The sequence below is a fragment of the Amycolatopsis alkalitolerans genome (assembly GCF_006152065.1).
Classification (GTDB): domain Bacteria; phylum Actinomycetota; class Actinomycetes; order Mycobacteriales; family Pseudonocardiaceae; genus Amycolatopsis_E; species Amycolatopsis_E alkalitolerans.
Genome location: NZ_VDFW01000017.1, coordinates 38951 through 64471 on the forward strand (window position 1 = coordinate 38951; position 25521 = coordinate 64471).

Sequence of the window (25521 nt, forward strand, 5' to 3'; positions counted from 1 at the left end):
GGCGAAAACTAGGAGCCGGGTCCAGGAGGGCCGAAATGTCTTCGACGACTTTGCAGGAGCTCACCCCGTACGCCGGTGTCGAACCCGACGGGGCCTGGGCGGAGAAGGTGCGCCGGCTCGCCCGCGAGCGCGACGCCGTCCTGCTCGCGCACAACTACCAGGCCCCGGCGATCCAGGACATCGCCGACCACACGGGCGACTCGCTCGCGCTGTCCCGCATCGCGGCCGCGAGCGACGCCTCGACGATCGTCTTCTGCGGCGTGCACTTCATGGCCGAGACCGCGAAGATCCTCGCGCCGGAGAAGACGGTGCTGATCCCCGACGCGCGGGCAGGCTGCTCGCTCGCCGACTCCATCACCGGGGCGCAGCTTCGAGCCTGGAAGGCCGAGCACCCGGGTGCGGTCGTGGTCTCGTACGTCAACACCACCGCCGAGGTCAAGGCCGAGACCGACATCTGCTGCACCTCCTCGAACGCGGTCGACGTGGTCTCCTCGATTCCGGCCGACCAGGAGGTTCTCTTCTGCCCCGACCAGTTCCTCGGGGCGCACGTCAAGCGGGAGACCGGTCGCGGCAACATCCACGTCTGGGCCGGGGAATGCCATGTGCACGCCGGGATCAACGGGCCCGAACTGGCCGAGCGCGCGGCCGCGAACCCGGACGCGGACCTGTTCATCCACCCCGAATGCGGCTGCGCCACCTCGGCGCTCTACCTGGCCGGTGAGGGTGCCGTGCCCGCGGAGCGGGTCAAGATCCTCTCGACCGGCGACATGGTGCACGAAGCCCGTGACACCAAGGCCTCGACGGTGCTCGTGGCGACCGAGATCGGCATGCTGCACCAGTTGCGCAAGGCCGCCCCGGGGATCGACTTCCGCGCGGTGAACGACCGCGCGTCCTGCCGCTTCATGAAGATGATCACCCCGGCGGCCCTCCTGCGCTCGCTGCGCGAGGGTGCCGACGAGGTCCATGTGGATCCCGAAACGGCCGCGAAGGCACGGGCCTCGGTGCAGCGCATGATCGAGATCGGCAAGCCTGGAGGCGGCGAATGAGAAAGCCGGTTAACGACTTTCAGGCGAAAACTCCCGTGTGGGAAGCGCGCGCGGATCTGCTCGTGCTGGGCAGTGGCGTGGCCGGGCTGACGGCCGCGTTGCGCGCGCAGGAACTCGGGTTGCGCGTCCTGGTGGTCACCAAGGCCGCGGTCGAGGACGGCAACACCCGCTGGGCGCAGGGCGGGGTCGCGGTCGTGCTGGACGGCGAGCACGACGAGGGCGATTCCATAGACCGGCACGTCGAGGACACGCTGACCGCGGGCGCCGGACTGTGCGAGGAGGACGCGGTCCGGTCGATCCTGCACGCGGGTCCGCGATCGGTTTCGTGGCTGCGCTCCGTCGGCGCGCGGTTCGATCCGGGCGCAACGGGGCTGCTCGCTCGCGCGCGTGAAGGTGGGCACAGCGCGTTCCGGGTCATCCACGCCGGCGGTGACGCGACGGGCGCCGAGGTCGAGCGGACGCTGGTCGCGGAGGCGGCCGGGCGGCGGCTTCCGGTGCTGGAGCGGCATATCGCGGTCGACGCGCTGCTCACGCCGCTCGGCGCGGTCGCGGGCGTGACGGTGCTGGACCCGAACGGCGTGCCCGGCCTGCTGCGGGCGCCCGCGGTCCTGCTGGCGACCGGTGGCCTCGGCCAGCTGTACCAGGCGACCTCGAATCCCGAGATCGCGACGGGCGACGGGCTCGCCCTCGCCCTGCGCGCCGGTGCGCAGGCCGCGGACCTCGAATTCGTGCAGTTCCACCCGACGGTCCTGTTCACCCCGGGCGCGCGCGGCCGGTGCCCGCTGGTGACCGAGGCCGTGCGCGGTGAGGGCGCGGTGCTCGTCGACGGCGCGGGAGAACGGGTGATGCGAGGGGTGCATCCGCTTGGCGATCTCGCGCCGCGGGACGTCGTGTCGGCGGCGATCACGCGCCGGATGGCCGCGGCGCCCGGCGGGATCGACGATCACGTGTTCCTGGACGCCACCGGCGTTTCCTCGTTCGCCGGGCGGTTTCCGACCGTGTTCGCCGCCTGCCGGGCGATCGGCGTCGACCCCGCCCGCGATCCGGTCCCGGTGACCCCGGCCGCGCATTTCGCGTGCGGTGGGGTGGTGGCCGGCACCGACGGGCGCACCGGCGTGACCGGGCTGTACGCGGCGGGCGAGGTCGCGAGGACCGGCCTGCACGGAGCGAACCGGTTGGCGTCCAACAGCTTGCTGGAGGGCCTGGTGTCGGGCACGGGTGCGGCCGAGTCGGCGGCCGCGGATCTGGCGGCCGGGTTGCTGGCGGATCCGAAGCAGGGCAGGCAACTCCGGCAGAAGGCGGTACCGGTCACCGGCCGCGACGCCCTGCAGCGCGCGATGAGCCGGTACGCGGCGATCGGCCGGGACGCGGAAGGCTTGTCCGTACTGGGTTCCGTGCTCGATCTGTCCACACAGGACCATCTACTGCGGACGCACCGGGACGTCGAGGACGCGGCGCTCACGCTGGTGGCGCAGGCGCTGGTGGCGGCGGCGGAACGGCGGACGGAATCGCGCGGTTCGCACGTCCGCGCGGACTATCCGGACTCGGACGACGAGCTGTGGCGGCGCAGCCAGCTGATCCGGCTGAGCCCGTCGGGGCAGCCCGTGCTGGCGGATCCCGTTGCCGCGATGGGAGTGGCATGACGAGCGATCTGGACATGGTCGACGTCCGGCGTGTGGTGGAACTCGCGCTCGCCGAGGACCTGCGGTACGGGCCGGACGCGACAACCGGCGCGACGGTGCCGGCGGACGCGACGGCGCGCGCCGAGGTGACGCCGCGCGTGGACGGCACGCTCGCCGGGGCGCCGGTGGCGCTCGCCGTGTTCGACCAGGTGCTGGGCAACGACTACGAGGTGATTTCCGCGCGTGCGGACGGCAGCAAGCTCGTCGCCGGTGAGCCCGCGCTCGTGCTCCGCGGCTCCGTGCGCGGGCTCCTCACGGCGGAGCGGACGGCGTTGAACCTCCTGTGCCACCTGTCCGGCGTCGCGACGGCGACCGCAGCCTGGGTGTCTGAAGTGGACGGTACCGGCTGCCGGATCCGGGATTCTCGCAAGACCTTGCCGGGGCTGCGGTTGCTGCAGAAGTACGCGGTGCGGTGCGGTGGCGGGGTGAACCACCGGATGGGTCTCGGGGACGCGGTGCTGATCAAGGACAACCACGTCGTCGCGGCGGGTTCGGTCGCGGCGGCGATCGAAGCGGTGCACGCGCACGCGGCGGACCTTCCGTGCGAGGTGGAGGTCGATACGCTCGAGCAGCTTTCCGAGGCGCTGAAAGCCGGGGCGGACGAGGTCCTGCTGGACAACTTCGCGCCCGAGGACTGTGCGCGTGCCGTCCGCGTCCGGGACGAGCAGGCGCCGCGGACGCGGCTGGAGGCCTCGGGTGGGCTGAAGCTGCACAACGCCCGCGCGTACGCTGAGACCGGGGTGGACTTCCTCGCGGTCGGCGGCCTCACGCATTCCTCGCCCGCCCTGGATCTCGGGCTCGACCTATCCTGAGCCGTCCGGGCAGCCGCGCGGTGGGTTATGGTTGCCGCGGGCGACCATCGGGGGGAGGAAGCACGGTGGACTTTGGCGCGCGGTTCGAACTTCCTCGGTGCCCTGCTGCGGCAGGGAGCATCGGTGCTCGCCTCGACACCGCGGGAACTGCCCCCGGAGGTTGACGATCCCGAGCCGGTGTCGGCCGTGCGGCGGATGGGCGCGGTGGCCGCGACGGAAGTGGCCCCGCCGACGGACTCGCTGATGATCAGGGCCACCCGGTACGCGGTGCTCCTGCCGCTGGCCTTCCGGGTCCTGATCGTGCCGGTGCTCTGGCTGTGGGTGTTCATCGGGTTCGGCAGTACGCCCGTGCTGACCGCGATCACGTGGATCGGCACGGCCGCGAACCTCGCCGGGATGATGTGGGTGCTGCGCGTGCCCGACCGGCGCGGGCGGCTGACGCGGATCCTGCTCGCCGTCGACGTGGTGTGCACCGGGGTGGCGAGCGTGCTGTTCAGCGTGACGGCGCCGGCGGAGCTGTTCTGGCCCGGCGGCTGGATCCCGCTGGTGTACCTCATGGGCACCGTCACGCTGTGGACGATTTGCCGCGGGATCGTGGCGGGCCTCGCTCTCGCCGGGTACGGCGTCGTGCTCGAAGGCGTTTCGCTGTGGCTGGGGCCGGTCGCGGAGCTAGGCCGGTTCGGGGTCGCGGCGGTGGTGGTCGCCGCCGGGACGATGCTGGCCGCGATCGCCGCCGGGGCCGGTTGCCTGATCATGCTGGGCCTCGCGACCCGGCTGGCGCTGGCGATCGGGATGCGGCTGGGGCAGCGGGGCGAGCGTGCCCGCACCGAACGGGCCTTGCACGACACGGTTCTGCAGACCCTCGAGGCGATCGCGCTCACCGGCGACGGTCCGGGCCGGCTCGACCAGGTGCGGGACGCGGCCCGTGCCGAAGCGCGGGAGCTGCGCCGTTCCTTGCGGGCGCCCGAGCCGCCCGATGGCCTCGCCGCGGAACTGGCGACACTGGCGTCGGAGATGGCGAGGGAGGGGCTGCGCGCGGAGCTGGCGATCTCCGATATCGGCGACGATCAGCTGTCGGAGGTGCGCCGCGCCGCGGTCCGGGACGCGGCGCGGGAGGCGCTGCGCAACACGATCAAGCACGCGGGGACGCGGGAGGTCGTGGTCCGGCTGGAGGAGCGCGACGGCGGGGTCGCGGTGATCACGCGCGATCACGGTGTCGGCTACGACGAGGACGCGCGGCCGGCGGGCTTCGGCGTGAGTGAGTCGATGAAGGCACGCCTCGCGGAAGTCGGCGGCTGGTGCCGGATCGACTCACGCCCGGGCCGCGGCACCCGGGTCACCATGTGGGTCCCCCGCTGACCCCGCGGCGGCCTTTCGCTGCGCGAGTCGCGTTCGCGCTACTCCTCCGCCAACCCGGGCAGGTGCCGGTTGGCCCGCCGCACCGCGGCCGCCAGGTCGGGGATCTCGACGACCTCTCGCCCTGCCGCCCGCAGCAGCTCCGCGCCCTGCGCGTGCACGAACACATCCGGCTCGCGCCAGGCGAAAACGACCCGGGGGATGCCCGCGTCCAGGATGTGCCGCGTGCACGTGACCGGTCGCGAAGCCCGCTCGCTGCACGGTTCCAGCGAGCTGTAGATGGTGGCCCCGGCCAACCGCGAATCGGCGCCGAGCTTCGCCAGCGCGGCCTCCTCCGCATGATCGTGCGGGTCCGTCTCACCTGAGTACCCGGTCGCCAGCACGTTGTCGTCCGCATCCGTGATCACCGCCCCGACCCGGAACGTCGAGGACGGCGGGCACCGGTCCGCCAGCGCCACCGCCTCGCCAAGGCGCCGGTGGTCCACCACGGCCTGCCCGGCCAGGTACCGCGCGAACACCACGTCGCCGAGCTGCCGGGTCTCGACGAGCGTCATCCGGCCCTGCGGGAACGGCCCCGCGCCGACGAATCGCGGCGCGTCCGGCTCGCCGACGAAGAACGGGGCGATCACCAGGTGCAGCTCGTCGACGACGTCCTCGGCAAAGAACAAGGTATGGATCGCGCTCCCGCCCTCGACCATCAACCGCCCGACGCCGCGGTCGGCCAGGTCGGCGAGGATCCGGTGCAGATCGGGTGGGTCGCCCGCATCGACGACCGTGGCCAGCCCGCCGAGCTGCGACGCCAACGACGGCACGGCCGCCGAAGCGGCGTACACGAGCTTCGCCGCGTCACCGGTCGTGAAGAACTTCGTACCGGCGTCGAGCTTTCCGCTCACGGTGAGCGTGACCTTGACGGGATCGGGCCCCGAGCGCGACCGCAGCCCCGGGTTGTCCGCGCGAATGGTGTTCGCGCCGACCAGGATCGCGTCCGCCCCGGCGCGGACCTGGTCGACCCGCGCGAAATCCTCGGCGCTCGAGAGCAGCAGCCGCTCGTCGCTCGTGTCGTCGAGGAAACCGTCGAGCGACATGGCGGCGGAGGCCAGGACGTACGGGCGCTTGCTCACCCCGCCACTTTCCCACAGGCGTGATCAGCCGGGCAGGGCGAGCGGAAGGGTGCGACGGACGGCCACCTCGTGCCGCCCGTACAGCGGGACCACCGGCACGTCGAGATCCTCGGCGCGAGGAGCCTTGCGTGTGCCCTGGTACTTCACGGCCCGGATCGTCAAGTCCTCGCGCAGGCGCCCGAGATGGGTGCGGCGCAGTTCGTACGAGGTGACCGTGAACGCGACCTCGCTGTCCGAGACAGCGAAGGCGCGTTCGACGCCTGCCTTCGGGGTGAAGCAGGCCTGGGTCGTCCCGGCCGCGGACCACGACCGCCAGCCGTTCACCACGGCGGTGGCCCGGTGGCTGTGGGCGAGCAGATCCCCTTTCACCCCAAGGGTTTCGCGCAGCTCCGCGGCGAGTTCCCCGGCCTCCAGGACGGTCGCGGCGATCCCCGCTTCGGTCAGAGTGCCGAGAACGCCGAGCGCAGCGCGGACGGTGGCCCGGTGCTCCCCGACTTCGCCGGAACCGCGGGCCAGCGCGGCCAGCGGAGCCTCGGCCGGGCGGTAGCGCACCGCGATGAGATGGACCCGGCGCCCGTGCTCGCTGCGCACCAGCAGTTGCGCGCTCGCGAGCGGGATATCCGCGTTGTCACAGGCTTCGCGGAGAATCGCGGTCAGCGCCGCCACATCCGGTTCACCGGCCGGATCGAGCCGGAGTACGGCGGTCCAGCCGCCATCGACGCCGACGACCCCGAAGGAGTTGCCCGCGCGATCGCGATGCTGGCGCAGGCGGAAGTCCGGGGCGAGTACGAGCAGCGGATCGTCCCCGAGCCGCCGGTCGTCGTGCTGCAGCAGCCGGTACCAGATCCAGATCCCGGCCCAGCCGGCCAGATGCCGCCCCGCGACCCGCACCGACGTGGTGCCGACCACGAGCGCGGCGATCGCCGCCACGGCGATTCCCCGGTCCACGAGCGAAACCGTGAGCGCGATCGTCCAGACCACGACCTGCGCCGGGCGCACCGGCAGCATCGCGGTGGGGCCGGTCGGCCCTCCGAACGCGGGAATCCGTGCACTGGCCGTGGTCAACGTTCTTCGGCGCCTCTCGTTGATTCGTGGTACAGACTAGTCACGGCCGTCACGGTTTCCTGCCGGTAGAAATAGCCACAGGGCAGGGGTTTGCGGGACAATGCCGAGGGGGCGGGTCGGTGTCGCGATTTCTGGAGGAGGCCGGTATGGGCGAGCAACCGCGGATCCGGGTCAGTGTGGTGGAGGACCACCCGCTTTACCGGTCGGCCGTGGCGCGGGTGCTGAGCGAGGCGCCGGACATCGAACTCGGCGCGGTCGCGGATTCGGTGGCACGGTTCGCCGCGGCGCGCGAACCCGCGGGGTCCGTGGTGGTGCTCGATCTCAAGCTGCGAGGGGTCACCGACGCGGCCGCCGTGCAGAAGGTCGTCGGACTGGGCTACCAGGTGCTCGTGGTGTCCGCGCACGCCGGGCAGGAGGAGGTGCTCGGCGCGGTGTCCGCGGGCGCGCGGGGGTACCTGTCCAAGGACGCCGATGGAGCCGAGATCCTGCGCGCGGTACGGGAGATCGCCGCCGGCAACACCTACGTCTCGCCGGCGCTGGCCTCGTTCCTGCTCAACTCGACGCGCGGGGTGAAGAGCCTGCTGTCCGACCGCGAGCGGCAGGTGCTGTCGCTGGTCGCGGCGGGCGAGCGGGACACCGACATCGCCGAAGCCATGTCCATCAGCGTCCGCACGGTCCGCTCCTACCTGGAACGGATCCGCGACAAGACGGGCCGCCGTCGCCGTCCGGAGCTCACCAGGCTCGCGATCGAGGAGGGCATCTCTTAGGCGGCGTGCGCGCCCCAGCGCAGGTGGATGCCCTCGCCACGCAGCACGCGGCGGAACCACAGCAGCGAGACCACGATGGCCGCGCCGACGACGCTCCACGAGCCGGCCGTCGACACCAGCAGGAAGTTGCCGACGCTCTCGCGCGCCAGGATCCACAGCGTGGTCGCGCCGTTGGTGAGGAACACCATCGCCCACAGCAGCGACAGCCGGCGGAAGATCTGCACGACACGCGGATGCTCGTTGAACGCCGCGGGGAACGCGCAGAAGTCGTCGGCCAGCTTCGCGATGAAGGGGCGGCCGAACGGCAGGGACGCGACGAGGACGAACGCGATCAGGAAGTTCTGCAGGGTCGGCTGCAGGAAGTAGAGGAAGGCGCTGCCGGTGGCGAGTCCCAGCACGGTGCGCGCGACCAGCAGGGCGGTCGTCAGCAGCAGGATCGCGGGGAAGGGCTCGCGTTTCACGGCGCGGCGTACCAGGGCGAGCAGCGACCAGGACAGCGCGGCGATGAGCCCGCCGTCGAAGCTGACCAGCGTCAGGAGCAGGTAGAAGAGGCCGAGGGGGACGACCGTGGATTCGAGCAGGTGTTTCGCGCCCTGGCGCAGCAGGGCGCCGAACGCGGGCAGGTGGACCGTCAGGTGCGGGGGCATCGAACTCGCTGTCTCTTTTCGTGCCGGGGGAGCACGGGGTGGGGCGGCGGTTTGAGTGGCCAATGTACCCGGTGACGCTGTGAAGTCAGGGTCGGCTCCCGGTAACACTCGGGGAAAATTCCGGATCCGGGAAGAGAGCGCAGGTGGTGGGATGTTGGTGTGAGAGGGAGGTGAGCCGATGACCGCGGAGTGGAGCAGCACGGCGGTGGCGGTACCTGCCGCGGTGCTCGGGGCGGCGCTGATGGGGCTGGCGTCGGCGGCTCAGGCGAAGGCGACGAAACAGGTGCCACAGGGCAAGACGCTGCATCCCGGCCTGCTGGTCGACCTGGCGCACCGGCCGTTGTGGCTGGTCGGCATCGTGGCGACGATCGGGGGATTGCTGCTACAGGTGCTCGCACTGGGGTTCGGGCCGTTGCTGTTGGTCCAGCCGCTGCTGGTGACGGCCCTGCCGTTCGCGGCGGCGTTCTCGGCCTGGCTGGGCCACCGGCGGCCGGACGGGGTGGTCGTGCTGGGCGCGCTGGTGTGCGTCGCGGGCCTGGCGGGTTTCCTGGCGCTGGCGCAGCCGACGGGCGGGGCGAACGAGCTGGTGAGCGACGTGGGGCCGCTCGCCGTGGTGCTCGGGCTGATCGCGTTGCTGGGGCTGGGGCTTTCGACCGTGCTGCGGGGCGCGGGGCGGGTGCTGGGGCTCGCGCTGGCGACGGGCGTGTTCTACGGCGTCACCGCGGGCCTGATGAAGGTCGTCGCGGGGCAGTTGCGGGAGGGCGCGGCGGTGCCCTTCTCCCACTGGGCGCTCTACGTGGTCTGCGTCGTCGGGCCGATCGGGTTCCTGCTTTCGCAGAACACGTTCCAGCAGGGCCGCGCGATGGCGCCGGCGCTCGCGGTGATCACCACGGCCGACCCGATGGTCGGGGTCGCGATCGGGATCGGGTGGATGGGCGAGTCGGCGATGGACGGCACCGCGGTGCTGGCCGGGGAGATCGCGGCGGCCGCCGTGATCGTCGCGGGGATCTGGATCCTGTCGCACCGCAGCAGCCATCTGCTGGCGCCGGCGCCTACCCCAGCCGCCGGTTCGCGAGCGCACCCGTCGCAACCCGTGCCTTCTCAGTGACCTCCGGGTCCACGTCGACCATAAGGAGTTCCGGCCCCGCGCCCGCCTGGGCGCGCACCCGCCCGAATCCGTCGGCGACGGTCGAGTAGCCGATGCCGGTCGGCGCCTTCGGGTTGACCTGCGTACCTGTCGCGGCCGGGTCGGCCTGGCCGCAGCCCAGGACCCAGCAGCCCGAGTCGAGGGCTCGGGCGCGGACCAGGACCTCCCACTGGTCGCGCTTGCCCTCGCCCGCTCCCCACGACGTGGGCACGATGATCACGGACGCGCCCTGGTCGGCCAGCCGGCGGAACAGCTCCGGGAACCGGCTGTCGTAGCACGTGGCGAAACCGAGCGTGACCCCGTCGACGCTCGTCGTGACCACGTCGGCGCCCGGGGCGACCGTGTCGGACTCACGGAAGCCGAACGCGTCGTAGAGGTGGATCTTGTCGTAGCCGAGGTGCCTGCCGAGACCGGTGATGAGCAGCGTGTTGCGCACGCGCCCGTCGTCGGACGGCGTGAACATGCCCGCGACCAGGAGAACGTCGTGTTGGGCGGCGACGGCGGCGACCGATTTCGCCCACGGCCCGTCGATGGGCTCGGCGAGCGGTTTGAGCGGAACGCCGAACCGGGCCATCGCGGCCTCCGGGAACACGACGATGCGCGCGCCCTCGGCGGCGGCCCTGGCCGTCTCACCGTGGATCAGCTCGAGGTTCGCCGCCGGGTCCTCGCTCGATGTGACCTGACTCAGGCCGACGCGCAGCACCGATACCTCCCTGGTCGCCGATGGGTTCCCCCTCCGTACCCTAGACCTATGCTGAACCGCACCGACCTGCGTGGAAAGGTCCCGTCCGCCGCCGAGCTGCGCGCCACGCTGCCGCGCGCCGAGATCGATGTGGACGCGGCGCTGCATCAGGTGCGCCCGGTGGTGGAGGCGGTGCGCGACCGCGGGGTCGAGGCCGTCCTCGAGTACACGGAGAAGTTCGACCGCGTGCGCCCGTCTTCGGTCCGCGTGCCCGCCGCCGCGTTGGAGAAGGCCCTGGCCGAACTCGATCCGGCCGTCCGCGCCGCGCTCGAGGAGGCCGTCCGGCGGGCTCGCCAGGTCCATCTGGACCAGCGCCGCACCGACGTCACGACCGAATTGACCGAGGGCGGCACGGTGACCGAGCGCTGGGTGCCGGTCGAGCGCGTCGGCCTGTACGCGCCGGGCGGGCTCGCGGTGTACCCGTCGAGCGTGGTGATGAACGTCGTCCCGGCGCAGGCGGCGGGCGTCGGTTCGCTCGTGCTGTGCACGCCGCCGCAGGCGGAGTTCGGCGGCAGCCCCCACCCGACGACGCTGGCGGCGGCCGCGCTGCTGGGGGTGGACGAGGTGTGGGCCGTCGGCGGGGCGCAGGCCGTCGCGCTGCTCGCGTACGGCGGCACGGACACCGACGGTGCCGAACTCGTCCCGGTCGACTTGGTCACCGGGCCGGGCAATATCTACCTCACGGCGGCCAAGCGCATGCTGCGCGGGCTCATCGGCATCGACTCCGAGGCGGGCCCGACGGAGATCGCGATCCTCGCGGACGAGACCGCCGACGCGGGGCATGTCGCGGCGGATCTGATCAGCCAGGCCGAGCACGACACGCTGGCCGCGAGCGTGCTGGTGACTACTTCCGCCGAGCTGGCGGACGCCGTCAACGCCGAGCTGGCCACCCGGGTGAAGGCGACCAAGCACACTGAACGCGTCACGGAAGCCTTGGCGGGCAGGCAGTCCGGCACGGTTCTCGTGTCCTCCGTGGACGAAGGGCTGCGGGTCGTGGACGCCTACGCCGCCGAGCATCTGGAGATCCAGACCGCGAACGCACGCGAGGTCGCCGCCCGCGTGCGCAACGCGGGCGCGGTGTTCGTCGGCCCGTACGCGCCGGTTTCGCTCGGCGACTACTGCGCCGGGTCGAACCACGTGCTGCCGACCGGCGGGTTCGCGCGGCATTCGTCGGGCCTGTCGGTGCAGAGCTTCCTGCGCGGGATCCACGTCATCGACTACAGCGAGGAGGCGTTGCGCGAGGTGGCCGGCAAGGTCGTCGCGCTCGCCAACGCCGAGGACCTGCCCGCCCACGGCGAGGCCGTGACAGCGCGTTTCCCGGAGGGAGCACAGTGACAGCCGACGACTCCGCCGAAGTACGTTTCCCCGCTGAGGCTGAATCCAACACTGTGACGCTGGCGGACCTGCCGCTGCGCGAGGACCTGCGGGGCCGCAGCCCGTACGGGGCGCCGCAGCTGGACGTGCCGGTCCGGCTCAACACCAACGAAAACCCGTACCCGCCGCCCCAGGAGCTGGTCGACGACGTGACAGCGGCGGTGCGCGAGGTCGCGGCCGGCCTGCACCGCTACCCGGACCGTGACGCGATCGCGTTGCGGCAGGCGCTGGCCGACTACCTGTCGGTGTCCACCGGTGTCCTGCTGTCGGAGCGGAACCTGTGGGCCGCCAACGGTTCCAACGAGGTGCTGCAGCAGATCCTGCAGGCCTTCGGCGGCCCGGGCCGCACGGCGCTGGGCTTCGAACCGTCGTACTCGATGCACCCGATCATCGCGGCCGGGACGCGCACCGACTGGGCGCCGACGCCCCGCCGTGAGGACTTCACACTCGACACCGCGCGGGCCGCCGAGATCGTCTCGGAGCGCAAGCCGGACGTCGTGTTCGTGACGAGCCCGAACAACCCGACCGGCGGCTCGATCCCGTTGGCGGAGCTGGAAACCGTGCTGCGGGCCGCGCCGGGGATCGTCGTGGTGGACGAGGCGTACGCGGAGTTCTCCTCCCAGCCGAGCGCGGTCGGGCTGCTGGATTCGTTCCCCGCCAAGCTGATCGTCTCGCGCACGATGAGCAAGGCCTTCGCCTTCGCCGGCGGACGGCTGGGGTACCTCGCGGCGGCGCCCGCGGTCGTCGACGCGCTGCAGCTCGTCCGGTTGCCGTACCACCTGTCCTTGCTGACCCAGGCGGCCGCGCGAGCCGCGCTCCGGCACGCCGACGCGACGCTGGCCTCGGTGGCCAAGCTGGTGGCCGAGCGAGAGCGCGTGGTGGAAGCCTTGCAGGGGCTGGGTTTCCAGACCGTGCCCAGCGATGCCAACTTCGTCCTCTTCGGACGGTTCGCCGACGCGAAGGCCAGTTGGCAATCCTATGTGGACAACGGGGTGCTGATCCGTGACGTCGGTATCGACGGGCACCTGCGGGTGACCATCGGCACCCCCGAGGAGAACGACGCCTTCCTGGCGGCGAGCAAGGAGGTACCCCGATGAGCCGGGTGGGCAAGATTTCCAGGACCACCAAGGAGTCCTCGATCGAGGTGATGCTCGACCTGGACGGCGCCGGCGAGGTGGAGGTCTCCACCGGCGTGCCGTTCTACGACCATATGCTGACCTCTTTCGGGGTGCATGGCTCGCTGGACCTGAAGGTCGAGGCGACGGGCGACGTGCACATCGACGCGCACCACACGGTCGAGGACACCGCGATCGTGCTGGGCCAGGCGATCCGCCAGGCACTCGGCGACAAGAAGGGCATCCGCCGGTTCGGCGACGCGTGGATCCCGATGGACGAGACCCTGGCCCACGCGGCGATCGACGTGTCCGGCCGGCCGTACTGTGTCCACTTGGGAGAGCCCGCCGAGTTCGCCACGTTCACGATCGGCGGGAACTACCCGTTCGTGCTGACCCGGCACGTGTTCGACTCGCTGTCGTTCCACGCGCAGCTCGCGCTGCACGTGCGCGTGCTGCACGGCCGGGACCCGCACCACATCGCGGAGGCGCAGTACAAGGCGGTCGCCCGCGCCCTGCGCGCCGCGACCGAAGCCGACCCGCGCGCGGGCGGGATCCCGTCGACCAAGGGGGTGCTGTGAGCAAGGAACTCGTCGGGATCCTGCTGCTGGCGCTGGCCGGTTTCCTCGCCGGCGGCGTGTACAGCACGTACAAGACCGCGAAGATCATCGCCGGTTTCCTGCTCATCGCCGCCCTGCTCGCCGTCGGCGGGGCCGTCCTCTGGTTCGTCGGCTAGCCGGCCGGCTCCAGCAGGCCGAGGTCGCGAAGGCTTTCCGCCGTCTCGACGATCGTGGTCTCGGCGGGGCGTGGGCGCCATCCGAGCTCGTCGCGGGCCCGGTCGTTGTGGAGGATCGGTTGCGGCAGTTCGTCGCCCGGCGCCTCCTCGGTGGGCACGCGGGCGGCGAGCGGGCCGAGCCGGTGCCACAGGATTTCGGCGACCCGCAGGAAGCTCAGCGTGGGCCCGTCGGCGACGGTGAGGAACCGCTTGCCCGCGGCCTTGGGCGCGGCCATCGCGCGAATGTGCACGTCGGCCACGTCGCGCACGTCGACGACGCCGAAACGCTGGCGGGGCGCGACGCCCATGGTCCCGTCGAGCATGATCTTGATCAGGTACATCGAGGAGCGCAGATCGGACGTGAGGGCGGGCCCGAAGATCGCCGTCGGGTTGACCACGACCAGTTCGGTGTCGCCGCCGTCGCGCTGCATCAGGTCCCATGCCGCGCGCTCGGCGATGGCCTTGGAACGCGGATAGGGCGCCAGTCCCGGGGTGTCCGGGTCGGTCCAGTCGTCTTCGGTGAACTCGGCGCCGGGTTTGGGCGTGTAGCCGATCGCGGCGAACGACGACGTGAGCACAACGCGCCGGGCACCCCCGTCGCGCGCGGCCCGCAACACCCGCAGCGTGCCCTCGCGGGCGGGGACGATCAACTCGTCGGGGTCGTCGGGCTGGACGGCCGGGATGGGCGAGGCGACGTGATGGACTTCCTCGCAGCCGGCGAGCGCGGCGGGCCAGCCGTCGTCGGTCATCAGGTCCGCGGTCACGATCTCGAGGCCGGCGTCGTCGGCGCCGCCGCGGCGCACCGCCGCACGCAGGCCGTCCTCGCGCGCGGCCGACCGCACCGCGGCCCGCACCGGGCGACCGGCTCGTAGCAGCGCCGCGATCAGGTGCGTCCCCAGGTAGCCGGAACCGCCAGTGACCAGCACCGGGCTCATCGCAGCACCCCCAGACGATCGACCACGTCCACGAGACGCTCGATCACCTCGGCCTCCGCGACGGTGTCGCCGCGGTCGCGGGCATCCCACAGCGCCGCCTTCTCCCGTAGGTAGCCGAGCCGCGCCTGCTGGGCGGCGATCTCGGCCTCGATGCGAGTGGCGTGACGCAGTAGCAGATCGCGCTGCTCGCCCGCGGCCGCCCGCCCGCGCGCCCGGTTGGCCAGGTACGTGCGCATGTCCTCGATGCCAACGCCGACCGCGCGCAGGCAGGACAGCGCCTCGAGTGTGTCGATGTCCTCGGTGCGGTAGCGGCGATGGCCGCTGTGTTCGTCGCGGTCGATCGGGCCGACGAGCCCGACCTCCTCGTAGTAGCGGAGGGTCGGCTCGCTCAGCCCGCTGCGCCGCGACACCTCCTGGATGGTGAATGCTGTCATACGACCAGCAAAACAAACCTCAAGCGCTTGAAGTCAAGCGCTCGGGCTTCTTCTCGTCCAGCCGCTTCGTGAGCTTCGCGCCTTCGACGTCCACGTTGGGCAGCACCCGGCCGAGCCACTTGGGCAGCCACCACGCCTTCGCGCCGAGCAGGGACATCACCGCGGGCACGATCGTCATCCGGACCACGAAGGCGTCCACCGCGACGCCGAACGCGAGCGCGAAACCGATCGACTGGATCAATGCTGTGTCGGAGTGCACAAACCCGGCGAAGACGCTGATCATGATCAGTGCGGCGGCGACCACGACCCGCGAACCGTGCCGGAAGCCGGTGACCACCGCTTCGGGCGGCTCGGCGCCGTGCACATGTTCCTCGCGCATCCGCGTCACGAGGAACACCTGATAGTCCATCGCGAGCCCGAACAGCACGCCGATCAGCAGGATCGGCAGCATGCTCATGATCGGCGCGGTCGACTGCACGCCCAGCAGATCGTCGAGCCAGCCCCACTGGAAGACCGCGACGACGGCGCCGAAGGTCGCCGCCACCGAACCGAGGAACCCGAGTGTCGCCTTCAGCGGCACGATCAGCGAGCGGAACACGAGCATCAGCAGCAGGAACGCCAGCCCGACGACGAGCGCGAGATAGGGCAGCATCGCGCCGGCGAGCTTGGCGGAGACGTCGATCTGCAGCGCGGTCTGCCCCGTCACGGCCAGGTGCGTGCCGCCGGTGTGCGACCGGATGTCGCCGACGAGCTTTTCGGTCTGCTCGCTGCTGGGCCCGCTCTTCGGGATGACGGTGAACATCGCGGTGTCGTGCGGTGCGTTGAACTGTGGTGGCGTCACCAGCGCGACATCGCTCAGCCGCGAGATCCGGTCGGCGGCCGCGTCCGCGTTCTCGGCGGTCGCGTCGGAGATCACCACGATCAGCGGCCCGTTCATGCCGGGGCCGAACCCCTCCGAGACCAGGTCGTAGGCCTTGCGCTGAGTCGAGCCGGGCGCGGCGGTGGCGTCGTTGGGCAGGCCGAGTTGCATGCTCAGCGCGGGGATCGCGACGATGAGCAGTCCGGCGACAGCCGCGAGCAGGACCGGCACACGATGCCGCGCCACGAATCGCGCCCAGCGCTCGCCGTTCGGAGTCTTCGTCCGCTTTTTCGCGCGCTTGCCGAGCACCCTGCGCCCGGCGAAACCGAGGATCGCGGGCAGCAGGGTGAGCGCGATCAGCACCGCGACGGCGACGGTTACCGCGGCGGCGACGCCCATCTGGCCGAGGAACGGGATGCCCACGACCGTGAGCCCGACCAGCGCGATGATGACGGTCAGCCCGGCGAACACGACCGCGGAACCGGCGGTACCGACGCTGCGTGCGGCGGCTTGTTCGGGTTCGCGGCCTTCGCTCAGCTCATGGCGGTACCGCGAAACGATGAAGAGCGCGTAGTCGATGCCCACGGCGAGGCCGAGCATCAGCGCGAGGATCGGGGTGTTGGAGTTCAGGTCGGTGAACCCGGAGATGGTCATCACCCCGGCCATCCCGACACCGACCCCGATCAACGCGGTCAGCAGCGGCAGGCCGGCGGCGAGGAGTGAACCGAAGGTCACGGTCAGCACGATGGCCGCGATGACGACGCCGATCCCCTCGGTGCCGCCGACTTCCGGCATGCCCTGGATCGCGTCGCCCCCGAACTCGACGGTCAGCCCGGCGTGGCGGGCGGTTTCGGCGGGCGCGGTGAGGCCTTCGCGGTCGGCGCCGGTCAGTTCCGACGCCGGGACGGGATAGCTCACCTGCGCGAGCGCGACGCGGCCGTCGCGCGAGACCGTGCCGGTCTGGAACGGATCGGTGACCGCGCGCGCCTTCGGGGCGGTCTTGAGCGCACTTAGGAGCTGCTCGACCGTGGCCTTGTTCACCGGATCGGTGAGCTTCTGCCCGGTGGGCGCCTCGATCGCGACGCGTGCGGTCGCGCCCCCGGCCGGCGCCTGAGCGAAGCGCTCCTTGAGGTGGTCGATCGCCTGCTGCGACTCGGTGCCGGGGATGGTCACGTCGTTCGTGAGCTGCCCGGACAGTGTCACGGCACCGAGCCCGAGCGCGATCAGGACGGCCGCCCAGACGGCGGCGACGAGCTGGCGACGGCGGAACGAGAACCGGGCGAGCCGGTAAAGGAGAGTGGCCATGCGCGCGGCTCCAATTCGGGCGTCCGTCATGCGATCGGGTGAGCCTCAAGCTAGCCGATCGGCAAGTGGAGCTACAAGCCGATCGGCTAGCATGTGACTAGCCGCACGGCTAGCGCTCTTCCTTGCTTCGCGCGGTAGTGGACGCGTAACCTCGCCGTGTTCACTGGGAGGGTGCTATGACAGCCGGTCCTGCCGCCGTCACCGCGAGCGGCCAGGAGGACACGCGTACGCGCCTGCTCGCGACCGCGCTGCGGCTGTTCACCGAGCACGGCGTCGAAGGCACGTCGCTCCAGATGATCGCCGACGCGCTGGGCGTGACGAAGGCGGCGGTGTACTACCACTTCAAGACGAAGGACGAGATCACCGGCGCCGTCGCGGAACCGGGGCTACGCGAGCTGGAGCTGGTGGTGGAGGAGGCTTCGCGGCTGCGGGGCCGGAACGCGCGGCTCGATCACCTGCTGACCGGTTTCGTCGACATCGTCGTGCGGCACCGGACGCTGGTGGCGCTGTTCAGCCGCGATCCCGGGGTCACGCGGGCGCTCACCGCCTCGTGGCTGGACAGGGAGAGCTTCAGCGTTCGGATGATGGAGATCTTCGCGGGCTCCGAGGCGGATGTGACCCGGGCGATCGCCGCGCACGCGGCCATCACGGGGATCGCACTGACCGGTGGCGCGCCGCAGTTCGCGGATCTGGACGATGAAACGCTGCGCGCGCATCTGCTCGGCGTGGGGCGCCGGCTGCTGGGCGGGCGCCGGGGCTGAGCTTCCTTCCCGCGCGGTCAGGTCAATTCTCGTTTCAGGTACGTCGCGGTCTCGGTGAATCCCAGCGTCAAGTAGTAGTCCCGTGCCCGCCGGGTCGGCACGGTCAGTTCGACCGCCCCGGCCACCCGGGCTCGCTCGGCGATCGCGGCCACGAGTGCCCGCCCGACACCCGGTCCGCGCGCTTCCGGGGCGACGATCAGCTCCTGCAGTTCGGCGACCCAGCCGTTCGCGTACAACACCAGGAACCGGGTCGCGAGGGCGTACCCGATCACCTGGCTGTCGTACTCGGCGACGAGCAGATCCGCCCTGTTGTGGATCATCATGCCGAGCAGTCGTTCATAGTTCCGGTCGAAAGCGGCGCGCGAAGGCGGGTAGCTCGTCGCGAACTGGTCCGTGCGTAACGCTTCGGCTTCGGCGTCGGCAGGGCTCGGCGCGTCATGCCGCCCGCCGCAGGAACTCCGGTGGCACCCGCGCGGTCAGCCACACCCCGTTCGGGCTCAGCCGGAACTCGCGGCCCGCGCGGGTCATCGCCGCCGCGTCGATCTCGAGTACTACCGGTTTCCCGCGTCTCGCACCTACACGAGTTGCCACCTCGCGCGTGTGCGAAAGGTGAACGTCGTGCCTTTTCATCGGCCGCAAGCCCGCGCGCAGGATGGCCGGCAGGAACCGTTCGACGGTGCCGTGGAACAGCAGCGGGGGTGGATCGGCGACCGGCAGCCCGAGGTCGACGGGCACGCTGTGGCCCTGGTTCGCGCGGATCAGCTGGCCGCTGCCGTCGACGGCGAAGCGCTGTTTGTCGTTACGTGCCACCACTTCCTCGAGCTCGGCCCGGGACAGCAGGAGTCCGTGCCTGGCGAGCGCGGACAGCAGCACGTCCACCTCGATCCAGCCGCCGGACCCCAGGCTCACTCCGATCGCCTCGGGCGAGTGGCGCAGATGATGAGACAGCCGCTTCGAAATGGCAACTGCTTTTTGGTTCTCCATGTCGGCTCCATTGGCTCACGAAGCTTCTCGGCGCGCAAGATCGTCGGTAAGCACGAACCAGCCGGAAGACCAAGGAGGAGCCATGCGTACTGAACTCGTTCCCGCCGCGTTGCGCGAGCAGTGGACCAAGCCGCTGGGCCGGGAATGCCTGCCCTGTTACCTGTCCCGCATGTTGGCGGATTTCGGATGTGACGACACGATGCGCTGGACCCTGCGGTGGCGCGACTCGCGTGCCCCCGGCGTGACGTCTCTCGATGGGCGCGCCCCCTGTGACTGCCGCCTGCCGGGAGTCCTGAGTTCACCGGTCGAAGCCCCGCCACCGCCCTGTGCGGGCGTTCGCAGGGGCTCGACCAGGCCGTGCCGTCCTACGCGCCACCCTCCATCGCCGGTTTGAGCAGGCGTGCGCCGGGGCCGAAGCGGGCCAGCTGGTCGTCCTGGTTGTACAGGCCGCACATACGAAGGGAGAGACAACCACAGCCGACGCAGCCGGTGAGCCGGTCGCGCAGGCGCTGCAGCGCGTCGATCCGGGCGTCCAGTTCGTCCTGCCAGTTTCTCGAGAGCCGGGCCCAGTCCGCCTTCGTGGGCGCGTGGTCCTTGGGCAGCGTGGCCAGGGCCGCGCTGATCTCCTCGAGGCTCAGGCCCACTCGCTGGGCGGCGCGGATAAATGCGATGCGGCGCAGCACCGTCCGCGGGTAGCGGCGCTGGTTACCCGTGGAGCGCTCGGCGTGGATCAGGCCGCGATCCTCGTAGAACCGTAGCGCGGTGTGGGGTACTCCGCTGCGTTCCGCGACCTGACCGATGCTGAGGTGGTCGGCAAGCTTGGTCACGTTCGCCAGGGTAACCTTGACCTAGACTTAAGTCGAGGTTGACCGGTGGCGATATGACGACGACCACCGAACCGGCCTGCCGGCGCTGGTCGCGCGGATGACCGGGACGAGAGGCACGCCGCGGCTGCGGAGTCCACTGTGGACGTGCCGTGGGTGCTCTGCGACCGCGTGCCGAACGTCTCGCCGGAGACGGCGCGCGACCCGGGGCGTGACCGGTTCGTCCTGCCATCGGCACGGTCCTCGGCCTGCTGCGCGGTACTCGCCGCGAGAGGCTTCCTCGGCCCGGCCGACCTCGAGGACTGGAGGTCGGTGCGGTCGCGTCTGGGCATGCACCCGGACCGGGCGCTGCACCGGGCGCCGAGATCGCGAGCGGTTCGCTCGGCCCCAGGGTGGCGCTCGTGGTCGGCACGGCCCTCGGCCTGCGCGCGCGGGGCTCACCGAGTGACCACGGTCCTGGTCGGCAACTCGTCGCCCATGCACGGCTGGCCCGGCGGCATCGAGCGCCACCCCGGGGCCGAGGGCTGGGCACCCCGCACGGCCGGCGGTCGCGACCACGAGGCGCCGTACGACGCCTTCACCGCGCCGCGTCCGCGGCAGCCGCCGTGCGTCGTGGCGCGACCCATGGCCGGTCGCCTGAGCCGTTCCTGTCCACAATGGATGAGGTGCCGCGCGCGAGCACGATCCGCCCCTTCGACGGCAAGGCCCTGCGCGCCGCGCGCTGGCCGGCGTCGTCCTGGTCGAGCGGTACCCGAGGGCACGTCCGCGTACCGTGTCGCCGGGGCGCTGGCCGACGTGCCACACCGGCGGCCCTGCGCACTGGCCATGCGCCACGCCGCCGAGGTCCGCGTCCACCGCACCCCACCGACCACGACGCGATCCACGGCCTGGACACACCAGGCCTCAGGTTCGCGATCAGGGACTTCTTCGGCGGGAGCTGACTCGATGCGGTGCCAGACCCGTCACCCGCCTCTCCTGGCCGGGACGGAAACGTCCAGCGGTAGCAACCCGCACAGCGACTCGGCGGTCACCCGCAGGTCCTCGGCCGCCGCGGCAGCCTGTTCGAGCTCGCTGCGCACGGTCTGGTACGCGGGCAGGCCCACCTCGTGTTCGAGGCGGCTCAGCATCGCGCATTCGCGCAGCTGGTCGAGGATCCGGGTGAGCGCCGAGGCGGTACCGGTCATACCGCGCAGCAATCCGCGCAGTTCGGCCGCGCAGAGCTCATGAGTGTCGAAGTCCGAGAGTTCGTCGGACAGCTGGCCGGCAAGCGTGATGATTCTTCGGGCAGGTACGGCCCGGCTCTGGAGACCGGGGTGCGTCATCGAATCGTTCTGCGACAGCATTCTCACTCCCTTGCCTGCTGCCCGGGGGGAAGCCGTTCCCCGCGTGGGGAAAGTTCGAACGGCCGGGCAGTGTCGTTGGAAGCCGTTGCTTGTCACCCTAGACTGAGAACGTGGCTCGTGTCGTCATTCTGGACTACGGTTCCGGGAACCTCCGTTCGGCCGAACGCGCTGTCCGGCGCGTGGGCGCCGAGGTCGAGGTGACCGCGGACCCGCATGCGGCGCTGGAGGCGGACGGCTTGGTCGTGCCCGGCGTGGGTGCGTTCGCCGCCTGCATGGAGGGGTTGCTCTCGGTGGGCGGGGAAAAGATCATCGGTACCCGGCTCGCCGGCGGCCGCCCCGTGCTCGGCATCTGCGTCGGGATGCAGATCCTGTTCGAGCGCGGGGTCGAGCACGGCGTGGAGTCGAAGGGCACCGGAGAGTGGCCGGGCACGGTCGAGCGCCTGCACGCGGACGTGGTGCCGCATATGGGCTGGAACACCGTCCGGGCGCCGGCGGATTCGCAGCTGTTCGCCGGGCTCGACGTGGACACCCGGTACTACTTCGTGCACTCCTACGCGGCGCGCACCTGGGAGCTCGACTCGGCGCTGCCAGGGCAGCAGCCCAAGGTCACGTGGGCCCGCCACGGAGAGGACTTCGTCGCCGCCGCGGAGAACGGGCCGCTGTGGGCCACCCAGTTCCACCCCGAGAAGTCGGGCGACGCCGGGGCGCACCTGCTGGAGAACTGGCTGGCCGTCCTCTGACCAGCCTCACCTATAGTGACCGCGTGACTTTCACGCTCCTTCCCGCCGTAGACGTGGTCGATGGTCAGGCCGTCCGGCTCGTGCAGGGTGAAGCCGGCACCGGGACCTCCTACGGGGATCCGCTCGACGCGGCCCTGGCCTGGCAGCGCGACGGGGCGGAGTGGATCCATCTCGTCGACCTCGACGCCGCCTTCGGCAAGGGCTCGAACCGCGAACTGCTCGCCCGCGTCGTCGCGCGGTTGGACGTGCAGGTGGAGCTCTCGGGCGGGATCCGTGACGATCAGTCACTGGAGGCGGCGCTCGCGACCGGCGCCCGCCGCGTGAACCTCGGCACCGCCGCGCTCGAGGACCCGGAGTGGACCGCGAAGGCCGTCGCCACCTACGGCGACCGCGTCGCGATCGGCCTGGACGTGCGGATCACCGACGCGGGGCACAGGCTCGCCGCGCGCGGCTGGACCCGGGACGGCGGCGATCTGTGGGAGGTACTCGACCGCCTCGACCGCGACGGCGCCGCCCGCTACGTGGTGACGGACGTGAGCAAGGACGGCACGCTCAAGGGGCCGAATGTCGAACTGCTCGGCGAAGTCGCCGCGCGCACCGACGCGCCCGTCATCGCCTCCGGCGGCGTATCCAGCCTGGACGACCTGCGTGCGCTCGCCGCGCTCTCGGCCGACGGCCTAGAGGGTGCGATCGTCGGTAAGGCGCTCTACGCGGGCGCGTTCACCCTGCCCGAGGCCCTGGCGGCGGTCCGCTAGCGTCCGGCGACACGGTTCAGTTCCCGCTGGAGGCCGTGGCCGCACCTGCCTGCCACGCCGGTCGGCTGTCACGTTCGGCTGGGCGATCACCGATACCCTGGCCGGACCGCTGCTCGGTGACGACGGTGCCGCCCAACGGGCTCCCGTCGTGGTCGTCGACGAACCCGGTAGCGCCACACTCGCGCCGCGGCAGCCGGCGCGTCCGGAATGAGCTGCGCTGTCACCGAAAGCTCACGGCGATCCCGACGGTCCTGTCCTTCGGCCCGCGCAGGCGGCTGAAGAACATGCTCACCTGCCCCACGACGCCGTACTTCCGCGCGATCAGGCGACGCACCCGCGTGTAGTCCTCGTCGCCGAGCAGCCGGGCGGTGCCGGTCAGTTCGGGGCCGTGCACGCGCCGGCCGCGAAGGTCGCACGCCTGGACGAGCACCTTGGCGTCGCGGCGAATGCGCTTGACCTTGCCCGCCTTGCGTTCCGAGAACAGCACCATGTCCTCGCCGTCCATGGCCAGCCAGACGGGGGTCGGCACCGGGGTGCCGTCCCGGCGGAACGTGGTCAGCAGCACGTACTTCTCATTGCCCAGAAAGGCCATGGCGTCCACGATAATCACGGTGTCCGGCGGCGCAGCGTCGCCGCGCCCAGCACCAGCGCGAGCAGCGTGCACCCGGCCACGACCAGCAGGTCCCTGATCAGCGTCACGTCCACTGTGGACGATGAAGTGACCTCCCCGAGTGCCTCCACCGCGTAGGAAAGGGGCATCACGTTCGACAGCCAGTTCAGCAGCCAGCCCATCGAACCGCGCGCCACGAACAGCCCGCACAGCAGGATCTGTGGCAGCACGAACACCGGCATGAACTGGATCGCCTGGAACTCGGTGCGGGCGAACGCGCTGACGAACAGCCCGAGCGCCATCCCCAGCAGCGCGTCGAGCACCGCGATCAGCAGCAACAGCCACAGCGAGCCCCGGATGTCGAGATCGAGCCACGCGAGCGACACGCCGGTCGCCACCGCGACCTGCACCACCGCGATCGCACCGAACGCCAGCGCGTAGCCGAACAGCAGGTCGAGCCGCGCGATCGGCAGCGTCATCAGCCGTTCCAGGGTGGCGCTCGTGCGCTCACGCAGTGTCGTGATCGACGTGACCAGGAACATCGCCAGAAACGGGAAGACACCCAGCAGCGCGGGTGCGGTCGCGTTGAACAGCCGCGGCGAGTTGAGCACGAAGCGCAGCAGCACCATCAGCAACGACGGCACCAGGATCAGCATCGCGACGGTCCGCGGGTCGTGCCGTAGCTGGGTCAGGATCCGGCGCGCGGTGGCGAGCGTGAGTGCGGGGTTCACGAGCGCGCCGCCTGCCGTTCCCGGATCAGGTGCAGGAAAGCCTGCTCCAGATCGGCCGTCCCGGTGCGCACGCGCAGGCCCGCCGGTGTGTCGTCGGTGAGCAACCGCCCGTCGCGCATCAGCAGGAGCCGGTCGCACCGGGCCGCTTCGTCCATGACATGGCTCGACACCAGCAGTGTCGTTCCGGCGGCGGCCAGTGAGCGGAACAGTCCCCACAGCGAGTCGCGCAGGACCGGGTCCAGGCCCACGGTCGGTTCGTCCAGGACCAGCAACCGCGGGCGGCCCAGCAGCGCGATGGCGAGGTTGGCACGCGAGTGTTCCCCGCCGGACAGCGTGCCGATCAGGCTGTGCGCCTCCTCCTCCAGGCCGACCTCGGCCACCACCCGGTCCACATCGGAGGCCGGGGCGCGCAGGATCGAAGCGAAGTAACGCAGCGCCTCGGTCACCGTCAGATCCGCGTAGACCGCCGGATCCTGTGTCGCGTAACCGATCTCGCGCCGCAGCGACCGGCTCCCGGCGGGTTCGCCGAGCACGCTCACCCGGCCGCCCGCGACGATCTGCACGCCGACGATCGAGCGCATGACCGTCGTCTTGCCGCAACCGCTCGGGCCGAGCAATCCCGTCACCGCGCCGGCGGTCACCTCGAAGCTCACGCCGCGCACGACCTCGCGCCCGCCTCTGCGTACCCGCAGGCCGTCGACGGTGACGGCTGAATTCGTCATGCGTTCAATTTGCGGGGCCGGGCGGCCGGGGTCAAGACACCTCGCCGAAGCGGGCCAGCGCGAGCGCGGACACGACGGCCAGGACGAACCCGGCCGCGGCCAGGATTCCGAGGCCCGACCGTGTCGTGTCGCCGAGAAACAGCACACCGATCACGGAGGGCAGCACGGTCTCGCCGACCACCATCGACGCGGTCGCCGTCGTCACGCTGCCCCGCTGCAGTGCCGACGCGAAGAACAGCATTCCGAGCACCCCCGATCCGGCGATCGCGTACGTCGCCGGATCGGACAGGAACGCGCCGACGCTGCTTGTCGCGATGATCCGCCCGGCCACGGCGACCAGTCCGAACGCCAGCCCGGCGACCAGCCCGAGCGCCGGGCTGCGCGTCCGGTCGTCCGCGCGCCCCGCCGCGGCGCCGGCCACGCCCAGCATCGCCGTCGCGATCACGAGCGCCAGATGGAACGCGAGCCCCACCGGCGTCGAGCCCTCACCGTGGGCGGACGCGCCGAGCAGCGCGAGCCCGGCGCATACCGCCGCGACCGCGGCCCACTCCCGCGCGTACAGCCGTGCGCCGATCCCGATCGCCGCGACGGCCGTCACGGCCAGGCTCGACGCGAGCGCCGCCTGCACGGCGAACAGCGGGAGCACCCGCAGCGCGACCAGTTGCGCCAGGAAGCCGACCACGTCCAGGCCCGTCCCGGCCACGTACCGCCACTGCCGGAACACCCGCACCAGCAGCCGCGGATCGACCCCGCGCCCACCCCCGCCGACGGCCCGCGCGGCGACCGCCTGCAGCACCGACGCCACCCCGTACGCCACGGCCGCGACCACCGCGCACACCCATCCCCACCACATCCCGCCAGCGTACGGACAG

Annotated in this window: 28 protein-coding genes and 2 pseudogenes; 15 read left to right on the forward strand and 15 right to left on the reverse strand. The window is 71.4% G+C overall.

Annotated features, from left to right (window positions below; genetic code table 11):
• The first annotated feature begins 35 nt into the window (after positions 1-35).
• The 4 genes from nadA to FG385_RS19590 all read left to right on the forward strand — a co-directional run bounded on the left by nadA (position 36) and on the right by FG385_RS19590 (position 4899).
• Complete coding sequence (nadA, locus tag FG385_RS19575) at positions 36-1046, forward strand: quinolinate synthase NadA (protein ID WP_139098217.1); 1011 nt, start codon at positions 36-38, stop codon at positions 1044-1046.
• Positions 1043-2689 carry an L-aspartate oxidase gene (locus tag FG385_RS19580; RefSeq protein ID WP_139098218.1) on the forward strand — a complete coding sequence of 549 codons (1647 nt, stop codon included), beginning with the start codon at positions 1043-1045 and terminating at the stop codon, positions 2687-2689. The genes nadA and FG385_RS19580 overlap by 4 nt, the downstream gene beginning before the upstream one ends.
• Positions 2686-3540: a carboxylating nicotinate-nucleotide diphosphorylase gene (gene nadC / locus FG385_RS19585; RefSeq protein WP_139098219.1), complete on the forward strand. Its 855-nt coding sequence runs from the start codon at positions 2686-2688 to the stop codon at positions 3538-3540. The genes FG385_RS19580 and nadC overlap by 4 nt, the downstream gene beginning before the upstream one ends.
• 72 nt (positions 3541-3612) lie before the next feature.
• Positions 3613-4899, forward strand: a complete 1287-nt coding sequence (locus FG385_RS19590) for a sensor histidine kinase (RefSeq protein WP_235022668.1) — start codon at positions 3613-3615, stop codon at positions 4897-4899.
• A 38-nt stretch (positions 4900-4937) separates the two neighbouring features.
• Here the strand turns inward: FG385_RS19590 and FG385_RS19595 are convergent, their stop codons facing one another.
• Together FG385_RS19595 and FG385_RS19600 are read right to left on the reverse strand one after the other, a co-directional pair.
• Positions 4938-6017 (reverse strand): dihydrofolate reductase family protein, encoded by a 1080-nt coding sequence (locus FG385_RS19595; protein ID WP_139098221.1) that lies wholly within the window; start codon positions 6015-6017, stop codon positions 4938-4940.
• A gap of 24 nt (positions 6018-6041) precedes the next feature.
• Positions 6042-7082 carry a type VII secretion protein EccE gene (locus tag FG385_RS19600; protein WP_139098222.1) on the reverse strand — a complete coding sequence of 347 codons (1041 nt, stop codon included), beginning with the start codon at positions 7080-7082 and terminating at the stop codon, positions 6042-6044.
• 146 nt (positions 7083-7228) lie between these two features.
• Between FG385_RS19600 and FG385_RS19605 the strand changes: the two genes are divergently transcribed.
• The gene (locus tag FG385_RS19605) at positions 7229-7849 is read left to right on the forward strand and encodes a LuxR C-terminal-related transcriptional regulator (RefSeq protein WP_139098223.1); all 621 of its coding nucleotides are present in this window, start codon (positions 7229-7231) and stop codon (positions 7847-7849) included.
• On the opposite strand, the gene FG385_RS19610 is transcribed toward FG385_RS19605, so the two are convergent.
• Positions 7846-8496, reverse strand: coding sequence for a VC0807 family protein (locus FG385_RS19610; protein WP_139098224.1), 651 nt, complete (start codon positions 8494-8496; stop codon positions 7846-7848). The two genes, FG385_RS19605 and FG385_RS19610, sit on opposite strands and share 4 nt — an antisense overlap.
• Positions 8497-8674: 178 nt before the next feature.
• Between FG385_RS19610 and FG385_RS19615 the strand changes: the two genes are divergently transcribed.
• On the forward strand, positions 8675-9604 hold the full coding sequence (locus FG385_RS19615) for a DMT family transporter (RefSeq protein WP_200834554.1): 930 nt from the start codon (positions 8675-8677) through the stop codon (positions 9602-9604).
• Here FG385_RS19615 and FG385_RS19620 read toward each other — a convergent pair.
• Complete coding sequence (locus FG385_RS19620) at positions 9549-10346, reverse strand: carbon-nitrogen hydrolase family protein (RefSeq protein WP_139098225.1); 798 nt, start codon at positions 10344-10346, stop codon at positions 9549-9551. The two genes, FG385_RS19615 and FG385_RS19620, sit on opposite strands and share 56 nt — an antisense overlap.
• Positions 10347-10394: 48 nt before the next feature.
• Between FG385_RS19620 and hisD the strand changes: the two genes are divergently transcribed.
• Genes hisD through FG385_RS34405 form a run of 4 tightly spaced genes read left to right on the forward strand, consistent with a single transcriptional unit; the run spans position 10395 to position 13607 of the window.
• Positions 10395-11720: a histidinol dehydrogenase gene (gene hisD, locus FG385_RS19625; RefSeq protein ID WP_139098226.1), complete on the forward strand. Its 1326-nt coding sequence runs from the start codon at positions 10395-10397 to the stop codon at positions 11718-11720.
• Positions 11717-12856 (forward strand): histidinol-phosphate transaminase, encoded by a 1140-nt coding sequence (locus FG385_RS19630; RefSeq protein WP_139098227.1) that lies wholly within the window; start codon positions 11717-11719, stop codon positions 12854-12856. Before hisD ends, FG385_RS19630 begins: the two co-directional genes overlap by 4 nt.
• Positions 12853-13452: an imidazoleglycerol-phosphate dehydratase HisB gene (gene hisB / locus FG385_RS19635; RefSeq protein ID WP_139098228.1), complete on the forward strand. Its 600-nt coding sequence runs from the start codon at positions 12853-12855 to the stop codon at positions 13450-13452. Before FG385_RS19630 ends, hisB begins: the two co-directional genes overlap by 4 nt.
• Positions 13449-13607: a hypothetical protein gene (locus tag FG385_RS34405; RefSeq protein WP_200834555.1), complete on the forward strand. Its 159-nt coding sequence runs from the start codon at positions 13449-13451 to the stop codon at positions 13605-13607. Before hisB ends, FG385_RS34405 begins: the two co-directional genes overlap by 4 nt.
• On the opposite strand, the gene FG385_RS19640 is transcribed toward FG385_RS34405, so the two are convergent.
• From FG385_RS19640 to FG385_RS19650, 3 genes are read right to left on the reverse strand one after another with little or no spacing between them, the layout of a single operon-like run.
• Positions 13604-14581 (reverse strand): NAD-dependent epimerase/dehydratase family protein, encoded by a 978-nt coding sequence (locus FG385_RS19640; RefSeq protein ID WP_139098229.1) that lies wholly within the window; start codon positions 14579-14581, stop codon positions 13604-13606. The genes FG385_RS34405 and FG385_RS19640 overlap by 4 nt on opposite strands.
• On the reverse strand, positions 14578-15015 hold the full coding sequence (locus tag FG385_RS19645) for a MerR family transcriptional regulator (protein WP_139098230.1): 438 nt from the start codon (positions 15013-15015) through the stop codon (positions 14578-14580). The genes FG385_RS19640 and FG385_RS19645 overlap by 4 nt, the downstream gene beginning before the upstream one ends.
• A gap of 19 nt (positions 15016-15034) precedes the next feature.
• Complete coding sequence (locus tag FG385_RS19650) at positions 15035-17179, reverse strand: MMPL family transporter (RefSeq protein ID WP_139098231.1); 2145 nt, start codon at positions 17177-17179, stop codon at positions 15035-15037.
• Positions 17180-17355: 176 nt separating this feature from the next.
• On the opposite strand from FG385_RS19650, the gene FG385_RS19655 reads away from it, so the two are divergent.
• On the forward strand, positions 17356-17940 hold the full coding sequence (locus FG385_RS19655) for a TetR/AcrR family transcriptional regulator (protein WP_139098232.1): 585 nt from the start codon (positions 17356-17358) through the stop codon (positions 17938-17940).
• A 17-nt stretch (positions 17941-17957) separates the two neighbouring features.
• Here the strand turns inward: FG385_RS19655 and FG385_RS19660 are convergent.
• Both FG385_RS19660 and FG385_RS19665 read right to left on the reverse strand, forming a co-directional pair.
• A pseudogene (locus FG385_RS19660) lies at positions 17958-18281 on the reverse strand (GNAT family N-acetyltransferase); the annotation flags it as partial.
• 94 nt (positions 18282-18375) lie between these two features.
• Positions 18376-18924, reverse strand: coding sequence for an RNA 2'-phosphotransferase (locus FG385_RS19665; RefSeq protein WP_139098234.1), 549 nt, complete (start codon positions 18922-18924; stop codon positions 18376-18378).
• A gap of 82 nt (positions 18925-19006) precedes the next feature.
• Between FG385_RS19665 and FG385_RS35640 the strand changes: the two genes are divergently transcribed.
• Positions 19007-19318, forward strand: a complete 312-nt coding sequence (locus FG385_RS35640) for a DUF2695 domain-containing protein (RefSeq protein ID WP_160148846.1) — start codon at positions 19007-19009, stop codon at positions 19316-19318.
• Here the strand turns inward: FG385_RS35640 and soxR are convergent.
• Positions 19290-19751 carry a redox-sensitive transcriptional activator SoxR gene (gene soxR, locus FG385_RS19675; RefSeq protein WP_139098236.1) on the reverse strand — a complete coding sequence of 154 codons (462 nt, stop codon included), beginning with the start codon at positions 19749-19751 and terminating at the stop codon, positions 19290-19292. The two genes, FG385_RS35640 and soxR, sit on opposite strands and share 29 nt — an antisense overlap.
• A gap of 97 nt (positions 19752-19848) precedes the next feature.
• Between soxR and FG385_RS35645 the strand changes: the two are divergent.
• Positions 19849-20366 (forward strand): annotated as a pseudogene (locus tag FG385_RS35645) (transketolase); the annotation flags it as partial.
• Positions 20367-20710: 344 nt separating this feature from the next.
• Here the strand turns inward: FG385_RS35645 and FG385_RS19685 are convergent.
• Positions 20711-21091 carry a hypothetical protein gene (locus FG385_RS19685; protein ID WP_235022669.1) on the reverse strand — a complete coding sequence of 127 codons (381 nt, stop codon included), beginning with the start codon at positions 21089-21091 and terminating at the stop codon, positions 20711-20713.
• A gap of 110 nt (positions 21092-21201) precedes the next feature.
• Between FG385_RS19685 and hisH the strand changes: the two genes are divergently transcribed.
• Both hisH and priA read left to right on the forward strand, forming a co-directional pair.
• Positions 21202-21831, forward strand: coding sequence for an imidazole glycerol phosphate synthase subunit HisH (hisH, locus tag FG385_RS19690; protein WP_139098237.1), 630 nt, complete (start codon positions 21202-21204; stop codon positions 21829-21831).
• A 23-nt stretch (positions 21832-21854) separates the two neighbouring features.
• Positions 21855-22586, forward strand: a complete 732-nt coding sequence (priA, locus tag FG385_RS19695) for a bifunctional 1-(5-phosphoribosyl)-5-((5-phosphoribosylamino)methylideneamino)imidazole-4-carboxamide isomerase/phosphoribosylanthranilate isomerase PriA (protein ID WP_139098238.1) — start codon at positions 21855-21857, stop codon at positions 22584-22586.
• A 220-nt stretch (positions 22587-22806) separates the two neighbouring features.
• Here the strand turns inward: priA and FG385_RS19700 are convergent, their stop codons facing one another.
• Genes FG385_RS19700 through FG385_RS19715 form a run of 4 tightly spaced genes read right to left on the reverse strand, consistent with a single transcriptional unit; the run spans position 22807 to position 25502 of the window.
• Entirely contained in the window at positions 22807-23178 is a 372-nt protein-coding gene (locus FG385_RS19700) for a PPOX class F420-dependent oxidoreductase (RefSeq protein ID WP_139098318.1), read from the reverse strand.
• Positions 23179-23192: 14 nt separating this feature from the next.
• Positions 23193-23927, reverse strand: a complete 735-nt coding sequence (locus FG385_RS19705) for an ABC transporter permease (RefSeq protein ID WP_139098239.1) — start codon at positions 23925-23927, stop codon at positions 23193-23195.
• Complete coding sequence (locus FG385_RS19710; RefSeq protein ID WP_139098240.1) at positions 23924-24649, reverse strand: ABC transporter ATP-binding protein; 726 nt, start codon at positions 24647-24649, stop codon at positions 23924-23926. The genes FG385_RS19705 and FG385_RS19710 overlap by 4 nt, the downstream gene beginning before the upstream one ends.
• 31 nt (positions 24650-24680) lie before the next feature.
• Entirely contained in the window at positions 24681-25502 is an 822-nt protein-coding gene (locus FG385_RS19715; RefSeq protein WP_139098241.1) for a DMT family protein, read from the reverse strand.
• Positions 25503-25521 lie beyond the last annotated feature (19 nt).